This window comes from Pseudomonas sp. HP_14 (genome assembly GCF_055283875.1).
Genome location: NZ_JBTOQI010000001.1, coordinates 235,383 through 254,469, shown reverse-complemented (window position 1 = coordinate 254,469; position 19,087 = coordinate 235,383). Strand labels below are relative to the sequence as shown.

Genomic DNA, 19,087 nt, shown 5'->3' with positions numbered 1-19,087 from the left:
TAGTACATAAGGACATGGTCATGCGGGTTGTCTCCTTCGTAACTTTTTTTGCTATGGCACTTGCTGGTTGCTCTGGAATTCCTTCCGTTCCATACGAAGAGCCTACGCAATCAGAGGGCGTGGCGCGTATTCGTGTCATCACGAACTCCAGTGTGTATGGAGACAGCATCACTGGCAGTTGCGCCCCGGCTACCCGCCATATGATGGCTGACGCCGGACGTTTTGGGCGTGATGGGACCGCGAACATCAACTATCCGCAGTTCCCCCTCAAGTCGGCGAACATTGGCATGCCCAATAGAGTTGCGCCCACTCTTGCCGAATACATCCCGGCAATCCGGATGGGCGAGGGCGTGTACAAAGAGGTAGTCACCGAGTACCGCGTCAGGGCTGACCAGCCTTTCCAGATCGCAACGCTGGGCGCAACCATTGGCAGCTATGGCAGTACTTACTCGTCCTGCGGTGGCCAGGCGCTCGTTTACAAACTGGAGCCTGGTAAAGACTACGAAGCGTTGGTCGGGGTGGGTACAAGACCCAACAAAGATGGCGGACAAGCGCTTGTTTGCATGCTTGGGGTTATCGAACTTTTGCCTTTGCCCGGCACTTCAATTGTCATCCCCAAAAGGCTGACGCCTGCCGAGCCGCCGAAGGCGGTCTGCAAAAACTAACTTGCACAGCCCGATGCTATCCTCGGGCTTTTCGGAGAGAGATCACAATGCGTTTTTGGGCAGGAACCTTGGTAACGGCAGCTTTTATAGTGTTGGTGGGGTGCAGCGCTTCTACTGCCCAAAAAATTGATAAATTTGCCACCTTCCGTGCTTGGGAGTTTTACCGCACAGACATTAAGTACGGATATTTTGACGAAAAAACTGGCGTCCGCCTGGCTGGGAATTTTCAGCCAGCGATGCTGCCGTTAAGGATTGCTGACAATGATGAATGGATGGACTTCACCGCTGAAAAGCGTGGCGGCTACATTATTTTTGGCAACCGTTTACAGCGAAAGACATTTCCGACGGGTTTAGAACCCATCGCAGAATTTATTGCCTGGGCTGATCTATCAGCGACGCAGCGGACGGCGAGCGCTAAAAAACTAAATGCGAGGGATGAGTTCACCGCCATTAACGCGCAAGTTGTGGCTGAAAACGGCACAGGTGAACCTCTACTGATTTTCAAGAAAAACTCGCTTTCATTCACAAGTCCGTCGAGCTATTCGATAGATCTCCCCAATGCCAGAGAGATGGTGCGTAGAGCCTTTATCTGGAACAGTGTTTCCGAATCGAAAATATCTGACTGACTGTGAAGCTGCATGCTCGACAACCCTCTACCCCCGCACTTGCTCTGGTGCCATGACTGCGGCGCGCAAGGGCCGGGCATTGACTCGATCATGAACGACCGTGCCTGCGGCAACCTGCTTCAAGAAACCCGCAATCTGAGCGGATTTTTTGGGCTTTATGTGCTCTAAACACCCTGCGTCGTTCGGAGAGCTCCAGCGTTGCGTGCTACCTTATTGAGATCAATGACGAAGCATGGAATCAGGAATGCCAGCGCTAGCTAGAAACCTCGTATTTATCTTATTTCCCTTGTCCCTGGCCGCACTGGGCTACTCCGTTGAAGGATTCCGAGATAATCCTGCGGATGCTTTAGGTGCGTATGGGCTTCCACCGGTTGTCATGTACTTCGTAGTGCTGATGGCGGTGGGTACTTTTTCACTCTGTCTGGCTGGCCTCGGCAAGCTATTGGAGCGTCAGTCGACACTGGGTAGCGGTAAGAACATAGTGCTGCGGCTGCTGTGCTATTCGCCGTTGTTGCTGTCAGCATGTCTGACCGCTTTTGTTAGTGCAACATACGCTCTGAGCTCTTCGGCCGGCTTCGCTGCACTCGTTCTTTCGCTGATTTCAGCGGCAAGTGTTTTGTATTGGCTATCACGTGGACTTGCCGCGAATCAGAGGTAGCAGATTAGCGATTGTTTGTAATAAATCTGGCCTGATCGCCAGGCTTTTTTGTGTCTCGGATTTACCTGTAACTAGGAAACCTCGGGATGACTAGATGTCTGCTTTTAGCTTCAGCCGTTCTAAAGCGCGAGTGCATCCGTAGTCTGCAGGCTTTTTGAAGATATCGAATGTGTTCGTGCCTAAGGTTCTGCGTCGACATTTGAGTTGAGAGGCTCATGTAGAGATCGGCGCGAATCGCTTTTTCATTGAGGGATCCGATTGCATTTTTCCCGTCGGACAAGCGCGCTGTCGCATCTCGGCATCAGTACTGGCTGCGGGTAGTACTTACTATACTGGCTTGTAGGTTCAGGCGAGGCATCAATCAGCGATCGAAACTCGACTGTTTTCACATCGTCGAAGCAGTGGCTGATCATCTGTAGACCTGCCGGCGCGAATCCTTTTGTTAGGCTGGATTTCAGCAAAGAGCAAACCTGATCCACAACTTTCTCTCTGGATTCAAATCCAATTGCAAGCCAGGCAAGTCGATATTGTGCGGCGGGATTCCCTTCATGAGATGAACGTTTGAGTAGGGGGGTAGCTTCCGCCAATAGTGAGCGTATTTTTTTGTGAGAGCGTCTTTTTTCTTCGGGGAATTTGTCTTTATCGGGTAGCTGACGCCGAAGATTGAATAGTTCGTTTCAGATCATCAATTTCGTTCAGGTAAGGCAGCGCCTTGAAGTATAGCGCCTCGGCACCCGGTGAAACATCAATTGGCACCGCGATTGCGAGATCAGTGAAGCAAGCCGCTAAGGCTAGAGAAAGATGTCCGAGACCGCTTTTAGCCACAGCGTCATCCTCTTGGTAATCTGCTTTGGTGGATTATTCAGAGCTTACTATAGCGCCATGTTTGATCGTCACAACAAGTTTCATGAGTTAACCGAGCCAGTGAATAGTGACCCTCACCAATATCGCCAACCGGCCACTAGTTCAATCCTGCTTTTGCGCTACTGCGCTTGGCACATCTGTCATCTCCGTGATGCGAAGCAAGCCTGTAACGATTCTTGGTGTTGCCGCATCATGATCTGCATATTCGAACGTTTCTCGCTCGAATCCGTATAACCGTAGGTGTCTTCTATTTTGTATTGGAGACGGGAAATATCGCTCCGGATCGATTCGCATTGGTCGTTCTGCATCTCGACCAACCTTGCATTCGCGGCAGAGAGCTCAGAGTTGAGTTTTGTGTAAGCATCTCTCCATTTCTCATTCACTTTCAGGTTTTCATCATTCGTCCGAGCAAGTTCAGAACTTCTGCTTTTCTCGGTATCCAGAGAGCTTTTGAGTTGCCCGTAGTCGATACCCCCCAAAACTAATGCGGAAAGACCGGCGCCTATAAGTGCAGCAATCGGTACTGCCACAGCCAATTTCGAGATGGTCGACCAGAAGTCGGTGTCTGTAGGGTGCTGCGCCATACCGTTGTCCTTGGGAAAACGGGCATTTTCTGACGTATCTGAAGCTAAAAGCAATGTATAGGTAAGGCGGGCAAGAAAAGTGAATAGACCTGAGCCACCTGCATCGTTGCTCAACATTACGGAGGTCATTCCTTCGCCCGAAGCGGTGGGAAGGGATAGAGGTTGAGATCCTTGCCGACACCAGCAGCATTCACAACCAGGACCACGCGCATCTGATAGATGCCGACATCCAGGTGATGTGGGTATCGTCCGGCTACACCAGACAGGGGCGGCGTGTCCTCGGCCAGGCTGAACAAGTCATGTGTGGAAATCTAGAATTGCGGCAATTTAAACAACAAGGGCTTACCCGATAAAATCGCGGTAAGCCCTTGTTTTAAATGTGGTGCCCCGAGCCGGGGTCGAACCGGCACGTCCAAAGGACGAGGGATTTTAAGTCCCTTGCGTCTACCAATTTCGCCATCGGGGCGGTAGCGCTGAAGAGCAGGGAATATATACATCCAACCCCCTTGAAGCAAGCCCGCAAGATATTGAAATAAGACAAGATCTTGCTTTTACGGCTGGAAAAAAAGGGTTGGGCCTCTTCTGCGGTTGGTTGAGGCCCATCAGTTGCGGCGGTGGCGGTGATCAATTACGTGTTAACGACTTGCTTCAAAAATGGCGCTGTGCGGCTCGCCTTAACCTTGATGATCTGTTCAGGCGTGCCCGCGGCGACAATCTGGCCGCCCTGATCACCCGCGCCGGGGCCGATGTCTATGACCCAGTCACTCTGCGCCACGACGCGCATTTCGTGCTCGACCACTACGACACTGTTTCCGGCGTCCACCAGGTGATTGAGCTGTTTGAGCAGACGGTCGACGTCAGTGGGGTGCAGGCCGGTGGTGGGCTCATCCAGCACGTACAAGGTGGCGCCACGCTGGGTGCGTTGCAACTCCGTGGCCAGTTTGATGCGCTGCGCTTCACCGCCCGAGAGTTCGGTCGCCGGTTGTCCAAGGCGCAGGTAGCCCAGGCCGATATCGCGGAGCACGGTCAGCGGCCGCAATACGGCAGGTTGGTCTTTGAACCGTTCAACGGCGTCATCTACGGTGAGCCGCAGTACCTCAGCGATGTTCAAGCCTTGCCATTTGACGGTCAGGGTTTGCGGGTTATAGCGTGCGCCATGGCAGGTGGAGCAGGGGGCATAAACGCTGGGCATGAACAGTAGCTCAACGCTGACGAAACCCTCGCCTTCGCACACCGGGCATCTGCCTTTGGCTACGTTGAAAGAGAACTGTCCTGCGTCGTAGCCCTCTTTGCGGGACTGCGGGGTCGCTGCGAAAAGCTTGCGAACCTGATCGAAGAGTCCGGTGTAGGTCGCAAGGTTCGAACGGGGCGTACGACCGATAGGCTTCTGGTCAACCTTGACCAGCCGGCGAATGGCGTCAAGGCCCGCGACGACGCTGCCGCTGGCAGACTGTGGCGCATCGTCTTCAAGGCTAGGGGTTTCTGCGTCGTTGTTTTCAGTGGCATGCCCCAGATGGCCGCCTACCAGCTCCAGCAAGGCGTGGCTGACGAGGCTCGACTTGCCTGATCCGGAAATGCCGGTCACGGAAGTGAAGCAGCCGAGCGGGAATGCTGCGCTCAGATTGTTGAGGTTATTGCGGGTGACGCCTTCCAGTTTTAACCAGTCCTTGGGCTGACGTCGCTTGGGTTTGCTGGCTTTGCCGGTCGCGAACAGATGCAGGCGGGTTTGTGATGCCTCGACTTCGGCCAGGCCAGCGGGCGGGCCGCTATACAGAACGCGCCCGCCGTGTTCGCCAGCAGCAGGGCCGACGTCGATCAACCAGTCGGCGCGCCGCATGGTTTCCAGATCGTGCTCTACGACGAACAGCGAGTTGCCCGCGTCTTTAAGGCGCTGCAGTGCGTTGAAGAGAGCCTCGCCGTCGGCGGGATGCAGTCCGGCCGATGGTTCGTCCAGCACATAGATGACGCCAAACAGCTGGGAGCCGAGCTGGGTCGCTAGCCGCAGCCGTTGCAATTCGCCGGACGAAAGGGTGGGCGTGCTGCGCTCAAGAGCCAGATAGCCGAGGCCCAGATCAGTCAGTGTGCTGACTCGGGCCAACAGGTCCTGAGCAATACGCTGCGCTGCTATGCGCTTTTCGACGGAAAGATCATCTTTGAGTGGTGCGTCTGACGCGGCAACCGGGCGCAGCACCTCTGCGAGCTGCAGCAGGGACATTTGCGCCAGTTCGCCAATATCGAAACCGGCGAATTTTACCGAGAGCGCGGCTTGGGTGAGGCGCTTGCCGTCGCACAGTGAGCACGGGCTGCCGATCATGAATTGTGCGACGCGCTTTTTCATCAGTGCGCTTTGGGAGTGGGTGAAGGTATGGAGCACGTATTTTCGGGCGCCGGTGAAGGTGCCCTGGTAGCTCGGCTCCAGCTTCTGCTTCAGCGCTTTACGGGTTTGCGCAGGTGTCAGGCCCGCGTACACCGGTGCGGTGGGTTGTTCATCGGTGAACAGGATCCAGTCGCGCTGCTTCTTCGGCAGATCTCGCCACGGAATGTCCACGTCATAGCCCAGAGTGACCAGGATGTCCCGCAGGTTCTGGCCTTGCCACGCCGTTGGCCATGAAGCGATGGCACGCTGGCGGATGGTCAATGAGTCATCCGGGACCATCGACTGCTCGGTGACTTCATAAACCCTGCCCAGCCCATGACATTGTGAGCAAGCGCCTTGCGGCGTGTTGGGCGAAAAGTCTTCCGCGTACAACATGGGCTGTCCTGCCGGGTAGCTGCCCGCTCGAGAGTAGAGCATGCGGATCAGGCTCGACAGTGTCGTGACACTGCCTACAGAGGAACGTGTGCTCGGTGTGCCGCGTTGTTGTTGTAGCGCGACTGCGGGCGGCAACCCTTCAATGGAGTCGACGTCAGGTACACCGACCTGATCAATCAGCCTTCTGGCGTACGGTGCGACGGATTCGAAATAGCGGCGCTGGGCTTCGGCATAGAGCGTCGAGAAAGCCAGCGAAGATTTGCCTGAACCGGATACTCCCGTGAAGACAACCAGGGCATCACGGGGAACGTCGACGTCGACGTTCTTCAAGTTGTGTTCGCGTGCGCCGCGGACCCTCACAAAGCCACTGTTTTGCGGGGATATAGCGGTTAAAAGCGTTTTGGCATCAGGGGGCGTGTGCTGTGAGGTCATCGTCCAGCCTTGTCGTTCAAAATGGCGACGGCAGGGCGCGCGCCTGTTGCAAAGGGAAACAGCTCAGGGTTTGACCGTTTCGGTGGAGGGGGCCGTCGGAACCTTCGGGGTGTGGCCCTGATCGTCTTGCCGATTGCCCGTTTGCTTTTCTTCGGTTCTGGATTCCTGCGTGCGCTGCTCATGGTCGGCGATGTCAGCCGGGCTTTGCTCTGGGGCGTTGAGATTGTTGCTTTGATTGTCGCGTTTGTCATGAGCCATTTTCATATCTCCGAAGGTGACAGGGTTACGATCCGGCAACATTGCTGATCGTTCAATCGGATGAGTGTGCGTTCATGCTCGTGTTTTTCGTCGGCTGCTGGACGCGTAAGTACAAACTGTCGGCCAGGCAGGAGGGTTCACCGCATCCGCTGTGTTCCGGCTTTAGTCTGGAGTGCCATAGGTGTTTCGCGAGGTGTTAGATATGTCGGAGCTATTGGTTTTTGATGTAGGACTGGTCCTACAATCTTCGGATCTGTTGTAGGAAGTTGGCTGTTGGCGGTTTAATTCATTTTTTGCTAAAGAATTAATGGACCTGGTGTGGAGCAAGCTGACCCATGAAAGAGATAGGTAAACGGCTCCGAGAGGAGCGCAGGCGGCTAGGGCTGTCCCAGCGTGATCTTGGTTTACTGGGTGGCGTTGCCGCCAATGCCCAGGGCAAGTATGAAGGCGGTGAGCGTGCACCCAGAGCGGATTATCTCGCTGCATTGGCCCGGGCTGGCGTTGATGTTCTGTATGTCCTGACTAATCGCCGAACTGCACGAATCCAGATAGACAGCGCGTCAGGCAAACTTGACGGTGGAACCGCCAACCCACAATTGTTATTGGCTGAAGTCCAGCACGCCGTCCGGCACTTCGTATCGACCCTGGAGGAGCTATCCAGCGGCTACGAACCTGAGGACAGGCGCACCAAGTTTGAGAAGCTAAAGCCCTGATAGCAACGCGAAAGGCATCTGTCGCTGACGTGTATCCTTTGATGCGCGGTTGCGCGTTACGCTTTGCCGGATGACTCGGCAACGACCTTTTCCGCCAGACTCTGCAGGTAAGTTGCGAGGGCAACTTCTTCCAGGCGCAAGCCTTTACGTTGCCGGGTTCGCGGTAACAGGGCGAGCTCACCGAGCAGGAACCCTTCCAGTACGGCCGGGTGGATATAACACTTGCGGCAGATCGCCGGGGTGTTCCCTAACTGCCGGGCGACTTCCTTCACCATTTCAACGATATGTTTTTTGGCGTCTGCTTCGGGTTCCCAATGCAGCTTGCGCAGTGTGGCCAGTGCCAGCGCGCTGCCAGCCCAGGTTCGGTAGTCTTTGGCCGTAAAGTCCGCGCCTGTGAGTTGATGCAGGTACGCGTTGATATCCGAAGAGCTCACGGTATGGCGTTCGCCTTTGTCGTCCAGGTACTGGAACAGGTTCTGGCCGGGCAACTCCATGCAGCGTTTGATGACCTTCGCCAGACGGCGGTCCGTCACACTGATCTGATGCTCGACGCCGCTTTTGCCGCGAAACTCAAACACGATATCGTTGCCATGCACTTCAACGTGTTTATTGCGCAGGGTCGTCAATCCGTAGGAGCGGTTGTCCCGGGCGTACTGGCTGTTGCCAATGCGGATCAGTGTCGCATCGAGTAGCGAAACCACTGTAGCCATCACCTTGTCGCGGCCGATGCCGGGTTCTGCAAGCTGAGCTTCGATTTTCTTCCGGACCTTGGGCAGCGCCAGGCCGAATTCGATCATTCGTGAGTATTTGTTCTGATCACGCACTTCCCGCCAGCGTGGGTGATAGCGGTATTGCTTGCGTCCACGTGCATCGCGGCCGGTGGCTTGTAAATGTCCGCGTGGGTCAGGGCAAATCCAGACGTCGGTGTAAGCCGGAGGGATGACAAGGGCATTGATCCGCTTGATTTCCGCTTCGTCACGAATCCGTTGGCCGTCTCTGTCGAAGTAGACAAACTTGCCTCGCAGGATCTTTCGGCTGAAGCCGGCTTGCGTATCTTCAACGTAATGCAGGTCTGGAGGCAGTTGGTCAACGACAGTCGAATCAGGCATGGCAGCAATCCACAAGGCAGTTAAGTGGATTGACCGCGGCGGTTCTCAGGGGTGCCCAGTATTTGTGATCAGGCCAGTACCGCCACCGATTTGATCTGTGCCCAGAGTTGCTGTCCCGGCACGAGCCGTAGTTGATCACGCGAGTATCGGGTGATCCGCGCCAACAAGGGCGTGCCTGCCGCGTCCAGCCGGACCAGCACATGCGCCGTATTGTCTGCGGGGATCTCGCTGATCACAGTGACTGGCAGCCGATTGAGGATGCTGCTCTGGTCGTCCGGGTGCAGGTTGAGGCTGACGTCCCGGGCCTGCACCTTGAAGCGCAAAGCCTTGCCTGACGGCAGTGGCGTATGGGCAAGGCGCATTCGCAGCTCGCTGTGGGGCAGGGCGACGCTGAGCAATTGATACTCGGCGTCGTAGGCAACGACGGAGCCTTCAATCACCACGCCAGCGTCGTCGCCCATGGCCATGGGTAAGTCCAGTCGCGCCAGGGTTTCGCCAATGGGACCGCTGGCCAGGACTTTGCCGTCGCTCATGAGGACCAGATGATCGGCCAGACGTGCCACCTCGTCCTGGGAGTGGCTGACGTAGAGCATGGGGATCTCCAGCTCATCGTGCAGACGCTCCAGATACGGCAGAATTTCACTTTTGCGTTTCGCGTCCAGCGCCGCGAGAGGTTCGTCGAGCAATAGCAGGCGCGGGCTGGTCAGCAGCGCTCTAGCGATACCCACCCGTTGTCGTTCTCCACCGGAGAGCTTGTCAGGTCGTCGCTCCAGCAGATGCTCGATGCCCAGCAACTGCGCGGCGTGGTTCAGGTCAACATGGCGCTGATCGGCCGCAATACGGCGCAGGCCAAACTCCAGATTGCCCCGCACCGATAAATGCGGGAACAGGCTCGCTTCCTGAAAAACATAACCGAGTGCGCGTTTGTGCGGGGGCATGAACAGGCTTTTGGCAGTGTCTTGCCAGACCTCATCGTTGATTTGAATGAACCCTTGCCGAGGTTTTTCCAGACCCGCAATGCAGCGCAGGCAAGTGGTTTTGCCCGAGCCCGAATGGCCATACAGCGCAGTCACTCCGCGCCCCGGCAACAGCAGATCTACATCGACGCTGAAGGCCGGGTATTCAACCTGCAACCGTACCTGGATTTCAGAACTCATGGATCAGCTCCAGGCCGCTTTGGTCTTGCCGCTTGAGTAAAGCGCCAGAAGAACCAGGAAAGAGAACACCACCATTGAACCCGCCAGCCAGTGCGCCTGCAGGTATTCCATGGATTCCACATGATCGAAGATCTGTACGGAAACGACGCGGGTCTTGTCCGGGATATTGCCGCCGATCATCAACACCACGCCAAACTCGCCGACCGTGTGCGCGAAACCCAGAATCGCGCCGGTGATGAAGCCAGGCTTGGCAAGTGGCAATACCACACTGAAAAAGGTGTCCCAAGGGTTGGCGCGCAACGTCGCCGCCACTTCCAGCGGACGTGTACCAATGGCAGAGAAGGCGTTTTGCAAAGGCTGCACAACAAAGGGCATGGAATACAGCACCGAACCAATGACCAAACCGGGAAAGCTGAACGTCAGCGTTCCCAAACCCAGGCTTTGAGTCAGTTGACCGACAGTACCGTTGGGGCCGAGCAATAACAGCAGGTAAAACCCGATGACCGTGGGCGGTAGCACCAGAGGCAAGGCAACAATGGCCCCGATCGGGCCTTTGAGCCAGGAGCGGGTATGGGCCAGCCATAAGGCGATAGGCGTGCCGATCACCAACAGAATCAAGGTAGTCAGCGACGCCAGTTTCAGGGTCAACCAGATTGCAGCGAAGTCGGTACTGTCGAGCGGCATTTACAGTTGGTATCCGAAGGACTTGATCACAGCAGCAGCTTTTGGACCTTTGAGGTATTCAACCAGCGCTTTGGCTGCTGCGTTGTCTTTACCTTTGTTGAGGATCACTGCGTCTTGTTTGATCGGGTCGTGCAACTCGGCCGGTACGATCCAGGCCGAGCCGCCTGTCACTTTCCCGTCTTTATAGATCTGCGACAGGGCGACAAAACCCAGCTCAGCGTTGCCGGTGGAGACGAACTGATACGCCTGGGTAATGCTTTGACCTTCGACGATTTTGGCTTTGATCGCATCAGTCAGGCTGAGTTTGCTCAGTACCTGCGTAGCGGCCAGACCGTAAGGCGCGGCTTTCGGGTTGGCGATGGACAGGTGCTGGTATTCATTTTTCTTCAGCACGTCGCCTTTAGCATCGACATAGCCTTCTTTGGCCGACCACAGGGCCAATGTTCCGACGGCGTAGGTAAAGCGCGAGCCCTTGACGATGTCGCCTTCGCTTTCCAGCTTGGCCGGGGTGGTGTCATCGGCGGCGAGGAACACTTCGAACGGCGCGCCGTTTTTGATCTGGGTATAGAACTGTCCGGTGGAGCCGAATGCCGCGACCAGTTTATGACCGGTGTCAGCTTCGAAATCCTTGGCGATGGCCTGAATGGGCGCGGTGAAGTTGGCGGCAACGGCGACCTGTACTTCGTCCGCGAAGGCAGAGCTCATCGCCAATGCGGCGATCGCACCCGCCAGGGATTTGAAGGCGAGACGACGGGGAAAAGAGTGCATTGAAAGGCTCCATATGTAAGGCAGGGCATAAAACGACCGAGTACCGGCCATTCGCTATATATAGAAATATATAGCGATGCCTTGTTCCATGGGAAGCTAAGTTTTATGGCCGGATGAGTTTTTCCAGCGCCTGGCGTGCAATCAGCCGGGTTAATTGTTCAGCACCATGCTCATGTTTGATCCCCACCGACTGTCCGGCCCAGAGGTTCATGAAGTCGCCGTTGCCCAAAGGTTCGGCAATTGCCCGCAAAGGCATCAGGGCGCCACCTGCCAACGGAAATGTCGGTGCCAGCGGGCTCATAGGACCCAGTTCAGCCATCACCCGATTGACGATGCCACGGGCCGGGCGCCCGGTGAAAATGTTGGTCAGCGCAGTCTGGCTGCTATCTGCGGTGCGTAGCGCCTTGTAGTGAGGCTTGCTGACCTTGGCTTCTGCACAAAACAGGTAGGCCGTGCCGATCTGTACCGCGCAAGCGCCAAGCATGAACGCCGCGGCGATCCCGCGCCCATCAGCAATGCCGCCAGCGGCAATCACCGGTACGCTGACTGCGTCCACGATCTGCGGCACCAGCGCCAGGGTGCCGATCTGTGTGGTCAGTTCTGTGCTGAGGAAGATCCCCCGATGCCCGCCAGCTTCGTAGCCCATGGCAATGATTGCGTCGCAGCCATTTGCCTCTAGCCAGACGGCTTCAGCAACCGTAGTCGCTGACGAGATGACCTTGGCACCGGTTGCCTTCACTCTTGAAAGCAGCCCGGTTTCCGGCAGGCCGAAGTGGAAGCTGACGACCTCGGGTTTCAAGGTTTCGACCAGTTCGCAGCTGGCGAGATCAAAAGGTGCACGACTGGACACCGGAGTAGGTGCATTAACGTCAGCGCCCAGCTCAAGGTAGTAAGGCCGCAGTGCCTCCTTCCAGTTTTCGTGACTTTGCGGATCATCCTGCGGCGGTTGATGACAGAAGAAATTCAGGTTCAGCGGTGCCTTGGTGTGTTGACGTATGAGCGCGACTTCATCGCGGATTTGCTGTGGGGTCAGCATCGCGCACGGGAGGGAGGCGAGGCCGCCAGCGTTGCCTACCGCGATGGCCATCGCGGAACCGCCTGCGCCCGCCATCGGCGCGAGAAGAATGGGCAGTTCAATCCCGAACACATCAAGGAGGCGAGTATCAGGCCAAGCGTTCATAGAGGCTCCGTGCGGTTTTTTTGGGGAAGCGCTATTGAGCGTGTGTGAGAGGCATTTGGCAACCGGTCACTGAGCGTATTTGACATACGAGACGATCGGTCTAATATTGCCTCCCATGACTATACCCGCATTGAAACGCCGCCCAGGTCGGCCACCCAAGGTCGACCGGGAAAATTTTGAAACCCGCGAAGTGCTGATCCGCTGCGGCACGCAAGTGCTGACTGAGCAGGGTTTTACTGCTACGGGCATCGATTACATCCTCAAGCGGGTGGGGGTGCCCAAGGGCTCTTTCTATCATTACTTTCCCAGCAAGGAAGCGTTCGGCCACGCCGTACTGGACAGCTATGCCGATTACTTCTCGCAAAAGCTGGATCGCTGGCTGCTCGATGAAACGTTGACGCCCCTTGAGCGTCTGGTGGGTTTTGTGCAAAACGCCAAAGCGGGTATGGCGCGTCATGATTATCGACGTGGCTGTCTGGTGGGCAATCTCGGGCAGGAAGTCAGCATGCTGCCTGAAGGTTTTCGGGAAGTTCTGGAGGGTATTTTTCTCGATTGGCAGACGCGTTTGAGCACCTGTTTTCGAGCAGCTCAGACACAAGGTGAGCTGGCGCGTCACGCGGATTGCGACGAGTTGGCGGCGTTCTTCTGGATTGGCTGGGAAGGTGCCGTGCTGCGCGCGCGTCTGGTTGCCAGTGATGCGCCGCTTAACACCTATATTTCGGGGTTTCTTCGCGGGCTGCCGCAATAAGCTTTTTCAAACATTAAAAGACGATCGGTCTAAATTGGAGGCAAGCATGTTCAAAGGCATCTTGATCGAAAAAGACGACACGGGTTATCGCTCGACGCTGGCGCAGATCAGTGACGAATCGCTGCCGGATGGCGACGTGACCGTGGATGTGTCGTACAGCACCCTGAACTACAAGGATGGGTTGGCGATCACGGGCAAGGGACCTATCGTTCGTAGCTTTCCAATGGTGCCCGGTGTGGATCTTGCCGGGACCGTGACCCTCAGCAGTGATCCGGATTTTGCAGTCGGCGATCAGGTATTACTCAACGGCTGGGGTGTCGGAGAGGGGCATTGGGGTGGGCTGGCGCAGAAAGCCCGCCTGCAAGGTAAATGGTTGATCCGTTTGCCTGCGGCGTTCAGTACCGCACAGGCCATGGCGATCGGGACTGCAGGTTACACGGCGATGCTGGCGGTGATGGCGCTGGAAAACAACGGTGTGACGCCAGACAAGGGCGATGTGCTGGTCACTGGAGCCAATGGTGGTGTGGGCAGTTTCGCCGTGGCCATTCTTGCCCGGCTGGGCTACCGGGTAGTGGCTTCCACCGGGCGCTTGAATGAAACCTCTTATCTTGAGCAACTGGGGGCGGCCGAGATTATTGATCGGCACACGTTGTCGGAACCCGGAAGGCCCTTGACCAAAGAACGCTGGGCGGGTGCCGTCGATTCGATTGGCAGCCATACACTGGCCAACATCTGCGCGGCCACTCGTTATCGCGGCACGGTAGCCGCGTGTGGTCTGGCGCAGGGCATGGAGTTTCCCGCGTCGGTTGCACCGTTTATTTTGCGTGGCATTACCCTCGCGGGCATCGACAGCGTCACCCGGCCTCGCGAGGACAGGGTGGCTGCATGGGCCAGGCTGGCGACTGATCTGGATCTTTCGTTACTGCCGCTGATCAGCCGTGAAATCGGCCTGAGCGACGTGATCGACATCGCGCCCAGACTCCTGGCAGGTGAAGTTCGGGGCAGGGTAGTCGTGGATGTAAACCGCTAGCCGCAACTGAGCCCTGTGCTGATCTGCAGGAGCCGAGCTTGCTCGCGATATAGACGCCACGGTCTGTCAGATATACCGAGGTGCCTGCATCGCGGGCAAGCCCTGCTCCCACAGGAATACGCGGCACCTGAGCCATGGTCGGGTTGCATGTGATCTGTAGGAGCCGAGCTTGCTCGCGATATAGACGCCACGGTCTGTCAGATATACCGAGGTGCCTGCATCGCGGGCAAGCCCTGCTCCCACAGGAAAACCCGGCACCTGAGCCATGGTCGGGCTGCACTTGATCTGTAGGAGCCGAGCTTGCTCGCGATATAGGCGATGCGGTCCGTCAGATCTATCGAGGTGCCTGCATTGCGGGCAAGCACCGCTCTCACAGGAAAACCCGGCACCTGAGCCATGGTCGGGCTGCACTTGATCTGTAGGAGCCGAGCTTGCTCGCGATATAGACGCCACGGTCTGTCAGATATACCGAGGTGCTTGCATCGCGGGCAAGCACCCACAGGAAAAACCGCGTTTCATCTGTCGGAGCTACCGGTGGCTTGAGCCAACTCACTCTCCCGGTCCAGCAATTTCTGCTTGCGCTCTACACCCCACCGATACCCTGAAATACCACCGTCACTGCGCACCACCCGGTGACAAGGAATGGCCACTGCCAGCCGGTTGGCGCCGCACGCCATGGCCACGGCTCGAAAGGACGTGGGCGCGCCGATGCGTTGGGCAATTTCCGCGTAGCTCGCGGTACTGCCCGGTGGTATCTCCTTGAGTGCCAGCCAGACCCGCTGTTGAAAGGCTGTGCCGCGCATGTCCAGAGGCAGGTCCAGGCCCAGGTTGGGTGATTCGATAAAACCCACCACCCTGGCGATCATCTGCTCGAAATCGTCGTCCGCCCCAACCAGGGTTGCGTGGCGGAACTGATCCTGAAAGTCACGTACCAGCAACTCCGGATCGTCACCCAGCAGGATGGCGCACACGCCGAGCTGGCTCTGGGCAACCAGAATAGAGCCCAGCGAGCATTCTCCAACCGCGAAGCGTATTTCGGTGTCATGGCCACCCTGGCGATACTGTGCCGGTTTCATGCCCAGCAACCCGCCAGACGCCGCATAAAAACGACTGCTGGAGTTGAAGCCTGCGTCGTACAAAGCGTCGGTAATCGAACCACCCGAGCACAATTGTTGGCGTATCTTTTTGGCCCTGTGTGCATTGGCATACGCCTTGGGCGTCAACCCCGTCACCGCCTTGAACACTCGATGAAAATGATAGGGGCTGAGTCCCGAACTCTCGGCAAGCTCTTTCAGGCTGGGAGCACTATCGGCGTCTTCGATGCGACGACAGGCGCAGGACACCAGGGCTGCGTGCATCCGGGCGACATGGCTTTGGTCTGCGGCGGCACGTTTGCTGGGGCGATACCCGGCAGCTTCGGCTTGCTCGACGCTGTCAAAAAATACAACGTTATCGGGGTTGGGCAGGCGCGACAGGCTGCTCGGGCGACAATAGACGCCAGTGGTCCGCACGCCATAGACGAACTGCTCGTCCGCTGAAGCATCGCGGGTCAGCACCGCTTTCCAGCGCGGGTCATTTTCGGTAGCCGACGATGATGATTTGCTGCGTGTCATGAGCCGATACCTTACACGGATACGATGAGCCTCAGCTTATTGGGCGAGTAGACCGCCTGCACTCCGGGTCTTGCGGTCAAATTCGATTCAGTCGGCAAGCATGGGCGGCAGGGTCCCCAGCAGAGAAACCGCCGCCAGAGCGGCCATACCAAACAGGCATTCGAACGCTACGCTGATACGCACTTGCTCTAGCCGCAACGTGCCGCGATTCAGCGCCAGTCGGTTAAACAGTGCCAGTGCGAGCATGCACAACACCATGACCACTTTGATACCAAGCACCAGGCCAAAGCCGGAAAAAGCGGGCGTCGGCCAAGGCGCGCCACTCATGACCCGAACGTTGACCAATCCAGTCAGGATAATCAGCGCCACCATGACATAACCGAAACCGCCAAAGCGCAGCAATACCCCTCGCATGTCGACATCCGCGGGTTTACGCAGCAGCGTCAGCAACAGACCTAGACCGCCCAGCCATGCTCCGACCGCCAGCAGATGAACGAACTGGTTGAGGATCAGCAACTGGCCGTACACACCGTCGAACATCGCCACGTGCCCTACCGGGGCCAACGTCGCGAGCAGTAGGGTTGCGAGCAGCAGATTCAGCCATGGCAAGCGGCGGCTGCGGGTCAGTAAAACCAGCAGCGCCAGGTTAAAAACCAAGTGCCAGACCCAGAACTTGCCAAAAGCCGTGTGGCCAAGGACCAACAGCAAGGTTGCCGGAGCGAGGCTATCAGCCCAACTGCCGACCATGCTCGCGGCGGTCAGCAGCAGCCAGGCAATGGCGCTGGCCAACCCGAGCGCTGTAAGCCATCGCAGGACCTTGATCGGCTGAAGGTAGTTGGCGCGGGCCAGGTGAGTGCGCAACAGGAGCTGCTGTGAAAGATAAATCCCGAACAGCGTCAGCAGCACCCAGAAGTGCACGAAGCGACACAGGATGAGTGCGGTCTGCATGAATCAGGGGCTTACGGTAAAGGTATAGCTGCCTTCGCTCTTGTGCGTGTCAACGGATACCGCGTGCCATTCGACCTTGTAGTCTCCAGCCGCCAGCGGCGCGGTCGGCGTAACGATGAGGGTTTTCTTGTCGGCGGGATCAGTTGCAATACCAGGGACCGGCTCAACCAGAGTTTTGCCGCCGGGGGTGGTTGAGGTGATGCTGACTTTGGTGAATTTTTCTTCAACGCCTTCCGAGAAGTGCAGGCGCAGTTCCTTGGGGCTGCTGACGGTGCTACTGGCAGCGGGCAACTGGCTCTCCAGGTGCGCGTGAGCCATTGCATTGGTGGCCGCGGTCAGGGAAGCGAGAAGGGTCAGAGTCGAGAGGAGGTGCTTGAACAGTTGGGCAGACATCAAAAAATTACCTGTTTGCGGAAGCTGGATTATGCGCTGTTGATCGGCATTCAAGGGCCCAATAGACCAGAAACTGCCCGGCGACTCCAGCGTTGAGTACCCCATCAGGATAAAAAATCAAAAAAAAGCCACCGCACAAAAGTGAGGTGGCTATAAAGTTTTAACCAAAGGAATGACGAAGTGGGAGCATCAATCTGGCGCCCTCTGATGCGGATTCAGAGAGCGATCGAATACGTTCTTCATCGCCGCCCACACTATCACCGCTGGAAAGATTCAGACTATTACGATAATTGATAGTGACTATCATCAAACGAAGAGGCGCCTGAAGTTTCAAAGGTGTTAAAAACTCGCGGGCAGGTGAGCAAACCTGTCCGTTCGAATCGGCATCTGGAGCTTGAACAGAATCGTCAGAATTCTTGATCATTCCTGTATGTCAACAATGTCTGTATTCATTTTCGCATCTGCCGTATCTCTTCGCTTATTGAGTCTCCTGTGCCAAGGCGGGTCATTCTTGCTGTAGCCTTGTTGCGCGAAAAACGATAAGCAATATTGAAACAGGGGAAAGAAATGAAGTTTCTGACATGCAATCTCATCACGCTGGCGGTCTCACTGGGAGTGAGTCAACTGGCATCGGCGGCCACCGTCAGCGATCAGTCTGAAGCCACCGGATTTGTGGAAGGCAGCAGCCTCAACCTCAACCTCAGAAACTATTATTTCAATCGTGATGGCAAGAACCGCAATGGCGATCGTGTAGGCGATCAGAAGGACTGGACCCAGGCTGTGTTGGGTAATTTCAGTTCCGGATTTACTCAAGGCACTGTGGGATTCGGGGTCGATGTCTACGGCTACTGGGGCCTGAAGCTGGACGGCGGCGCCGGGACAAGCGGCACCGGCAACCTGCCAGTGAACCGCAATGATTCACCAGAGAACGAATACGGCACTGCGGGCGGTGCGGTGAAACTCCGTATGTCCAAAACCGAATTGCGCTACGGCAACCTGCAGCCAACAGCACCGGTATTTGCTGCTGGCGGGACAAGACTGTTCCCGCAAACAGCAACCGGTTTCAATCTGCTGAGCAGTGAAATCGATGGCCTTGATCTGGATGTCGGGCACTTCACCGGCAGCAATGGCCCGGTGACGACCAACAATAATCACGGTCTGCATGCGGCCTACGCAGATGTCGAGTCAAGTAGCATTGATTACGCCGGTGGCAAGTACACCATTAACGACAATCTGACTGTCAGCCTCTACGGTTCGGATCTCAAGGATGTATGGCATCAGTACTACGCCAATACCAACTTGACGCTGCCGCTGGCTGATGAGCAGTCACTGAATCTGGATTTCAATATCTATCGCACCACCGATTCGGGCCAATCCAAAGCGGGTGATATCAGCAACACTACATGGTCGATGGCCGCCGCTTATTCTTTCCTGACGGCTCATACAGTGACACTGGCGTTCCAGAAAGTTAATGGCGATACGCCATTTGACTATGTTGCTTTCGGTGATAATTCGGCCGGTGATACAGCGGATTCGATCTTCCTCAACAACTCCGTGCAGTACTCGGACTTCAACGGTCCCGGAGAAAAATCATGGCAGGCGCGCTATGACCTGAACATGGCGAGTTATGGCGTACCCGGCCTTGGCTTCATGGTGCGTTACGTCAAAGGTTATGACATCGACGGCACCAATATGCCTGCCAATACCCAGTACGGTGGTTACGGTGAAGATGGTAAGCACCACGAGACAGATGTCGAAGCCAAGTACGTGGTCCAGACCGGACCTGCCAAGGACCTCGCATTGCGTCTGCGTCAGTCCTGGCACCGGGCCAATGCCGACCAGGGCGATACCGATAACAATGAGTTCCGCCTGATCGCTGACTACCCGATCAATATCTTCTGATAC

General features: G+C 56.5%; 20 protein-coding genes and 1 tRNA gene. 9 read left to right on the top strand and 12 right to left on the bottom strand.

Annotation, left to right across the window (positions count from 1 at the left end):
* Window positions 1-20 precede the first annotated feature (20 nt).
* The 4 genes from ACYASS_RS01080 (at window position 21) to ACYASS_RS01065 (ending at window position 1,949) form a co-directional block, all read left to right on the top strand.
* Entirely contained in the window at window positions 21-665 is a 645-nt protein-coding gene (locus ACYASS_RS01080; protein WP_463584714.1) for a hypothetical protein, read from the top strand.
* A 47-nt stretch (window positions 666-712) separates the two neighbouring features.
* Window positions 713-1,291: a hypothetical protein gene (locus ACYASS_RS01075; protein WP_463584713.1), complete on the top strand. Its 579-nt coding sequence runs from the start codon at window positions 713-715 to the stop codon at window positions 1,289-1,291.
* Window positions 1,292-1,303: 12 nt separating this feature from the next.
* Window positions 1,304-1,459, top strand: a complete 156-nt coding sequence (locus ACYASS_RS01070) for a hypothetical protein (RefSeq protein WP_463584712.1) — start codon at window positions 1,304-1,306, stop codon at window positions 1,457-1,459.
* Window positions 1,460-1,535: 76 nt separating this feature from the next.
* Complete coding sequence (locus tag ACYASS_RS01065) at window positions 1,536-1,949, top strand: hypothetical protein (protein WP_463584711.1); 414 nt, start codon at window positions 1,536-1,538, stop codon at window positions 1,947-1,949.
* 1,004 nt (window positions 1,950-2,953) lie between these two features.
* Here the strand turns inward: ACYASS_RS01065 and ACYASS_RS01060 are convergent.
* The 3 genes from ACYASS_RS01060 to uvrA form a co-directional block, all read right to left on the bottom strand.
* Window positions 2,954-3,514 (bottom strand): hypothetical protein, encoded by a 561-nt coding sequence (locus tag ACYASS_RS01060; RefSeq protein WP_463584710.1) that lies wholly within the window; start codon window positions 3,512-3,514, stop codon window positions 2,954-2,956.
* A gap of 263 nt (window positions 3,515-3,777) precedes the next feature.
* A tRNA-Leu gene (locus ACYASS_RS01055) sits at window positions 3,778-3,863 on the bottom strand.
* A gap of 162 nt (window positions 3,864-4,025) precedes the next feature.
* On the bottom strand, window positions 4,026-6,581 hold the full coding sequence (gene uvrA, locus ACYASS_RS01050; RefSeq protein ID WP_463584709.1) for an excinuclease ABC subunit UvrA: 2,556 nt from the start codon (window positions 6,579-6,581) through the stop codon (window positions 4,026-4,028).
* A 111-nt stretch (window positions 6,582-6,692) separates the two neighbouring features.
* Between uvrA and ACYASS_RS01045 the strand changes: the two genes are divergently transcribed.
* Together ACYASS_RS01045 and ACYASS_RS01040 are read left to right on the top strand one after the other, a co-directional pair.
* Window positions 6,693-6,887 (top strand): hypothetical protein, encoded by a 195-nt coding sequence (locus ACYASS_RS01045; protein WP_463584708.1) that lies wholly within the window; start codon window positions 6,693-6,695, stop codon window positions 6,885-6,887.
* Between the two features lie 287 nt (window positions 6,888-7,174).
* Window positions 7,175-7,552 (top strand): helix-turn-helix domain-containing protein, encoded by a 378-nt coding sequence (locus tag ACYASS_RS01040; protein ID WP_463584707.1) that lies wholly within the window; start codon window positions 7,175-7,177, stop codon window positions 7,550-7,552.
* Between the two features lie 56 nt (window positions 7,553-7,608).
* Here ACYASS_RS01040 and ACYASS_RS01035 read toward each other — a convergent pair whose 3' ends face one another.
* From ACYASS_RS01035 to ACYASS_RS01015, 5 genes are all read right to left on the bottom strand, one after another.
* Window positions 7,609-8,661 carry a DNA topoisomerase IB gene (locus ACYASS_RS01035; protein ID WP_463584706.1) on the bottom strand — a complete coding sequence of 351 codons (1,053 nt, stop codon included), beginning with the start codon at window positions 8,659-8,661 and terminating at the stop codon, window positions 7,609-7,611.
* Window positions 8,662-8,729: 68 nt separating this feature from the next.
* Entirely contained in the window at window positions 8,730-9,818 is a 1,089-nt protein-coding gene (modC, locus tag ACYASS_RS01030; RefSeq protein ID WP_463584705.1) for a molybdenum ABC transporter ATP-binding protein, read from the bottom strand.
* A 3-nt stretch (window positions 9,819-9,821) separates the two neighbouring features.
* Window positions 9,822-10,502, bottom strand: a complete 681-nt coding sequence (modB, locus tag ACYASS_RS01025) for a molybdate ABC transporter permease subunit (RefSeq protein WP_243247049.1) — start codon at window positions 10,500-10,502, stop codon at window positions 9,822-9,824.
* A complete protein-coding gene (gene modA, locus ACYASS_RS01020; RefSeq protein ID WP_463584889.1) occupies window positions 10,503-11,207 on the bottom strand; it encodes a molybdate ABC transporter substrate-binding protein in 705 nt (234 codons plus the stop codon).
* A 166-nt stretch (window positions 11,208-11,373) separates the two neighbouring features.
* Window positions 11,374-12,450 carry an NAD(P)H-dependent flavin oxidoreductase gene (locus tag ACYASS_RS01015; protein ID WP_463584704.1) on the bottom strand — a complete coding sequence of 359 codons (1,077 nt, stop codon included), beginning with the start codon at window positions 12,448-12,450 and terminating at the stop codon, window positions 11,374-11,376.
* A 115-nt stretch (window positions 12,451-12,565) separates the two neighbouring features.
* On the opposite strand from ACYASS_RS01015, the gene acuR reads away from it, so the two are divergent.
* A complete protein-coding gene (gene acuR / locus ACYASS_RS01010) occupies window positions 12,566-13,198 on the top strand; it encodes an acrylate utilization transcriptional regulator AcuR (RefSeq protein ID WP_463584703.1) in 633 nt (210 codons plus the stop codon).
* A gap of 46 nt (window positions 13,199-13,244) precedes the next feature.
* A complete protein-coding gene (acuI, locus tag ACYASS_RS01005; protein ID WP_463584702.1) occupies window positions 13,245-14,228 on the top strand; it encodes an acrylyl-CoA reductase (NADPH) in 984 nt (327 codons plus the stop codon).
* A gap of 515 nt (window positions 14,229-14,743) precedes the next feature.
* Here the strand turns inward: acuI and ada are convergent.
* The 4 genes from ada to ACYASS_RS00985 form a co-directional block, all read right to left on the bottom strand.
* Window positions 14,744-15,841, bottom strand: coding sequence for a bifunctional DNA-binding transcriptional regulator/O6-methylguanine-DNA methyltransferase Ada (ada, locus tag ACYASS_RS01000; protein ID WP_463584701.1), 1,098 nt, complete (start codon window positions 15,839-15,841; stop codon window positions 14,744-14,746).
* Between the two features lie 87 nt (window positions 15,842-15,928).
* Entirely contained in the window at window positions 15,929-16,789 is an 861-nt protein-coding gene (copD, locus tag ACYASS_RS00995; protein WP_463584700.1) for a copper homeostasis membrane protein CopD, read from the bottom strand.
* A gap of 3 nt (window positions 16,790-16,792) precedes the next feature.
* Complete coding sequence (gene copC / locus ACYASS_RS00990; protein WP_463584699.1) at window positions 16,793-17,182, bottom strand: copper homeostasis periplasmic binding protein CopC; 390 nt, start codon at window positions 17,180-17,182, stop codon at window positions 16,793-16,795.
* A 160-nt stretch (window positions 17,183-17,342) separates the two neighbouring features.
* Window positions 17,343-17,606 carry a hypothetical protein gene (locus ACYASS_RS00985; RefSeq protein WP_463584698.1) on the bottom strand — a complete coding sequence of 88 codons (264 nt, stop codon included), beginning with the start codon at window positions 17,604-17,606 and terminating at the stop codon, window positions 17,343-17,345.
* A gap of 143 nt (window positions 17,607-17,749) precedes the next feature.
* Here ACYASS_RS00985 and ACYASS_RS00980 point away from each other — a divergent pair, with 143 nt between their 5' ends.
* A complete protein-coding gene (locus ACYASS_RS00980) occupies window positions 17,750-19,084 on the top strand; it encodes an OprD family porin (RefSeq protein ID WP_463584697.1) in 1,335 nt (444 codons plus the stop codon).
* Window positions 19,085-19,087 lie beyond the last annotated feature (3 nt).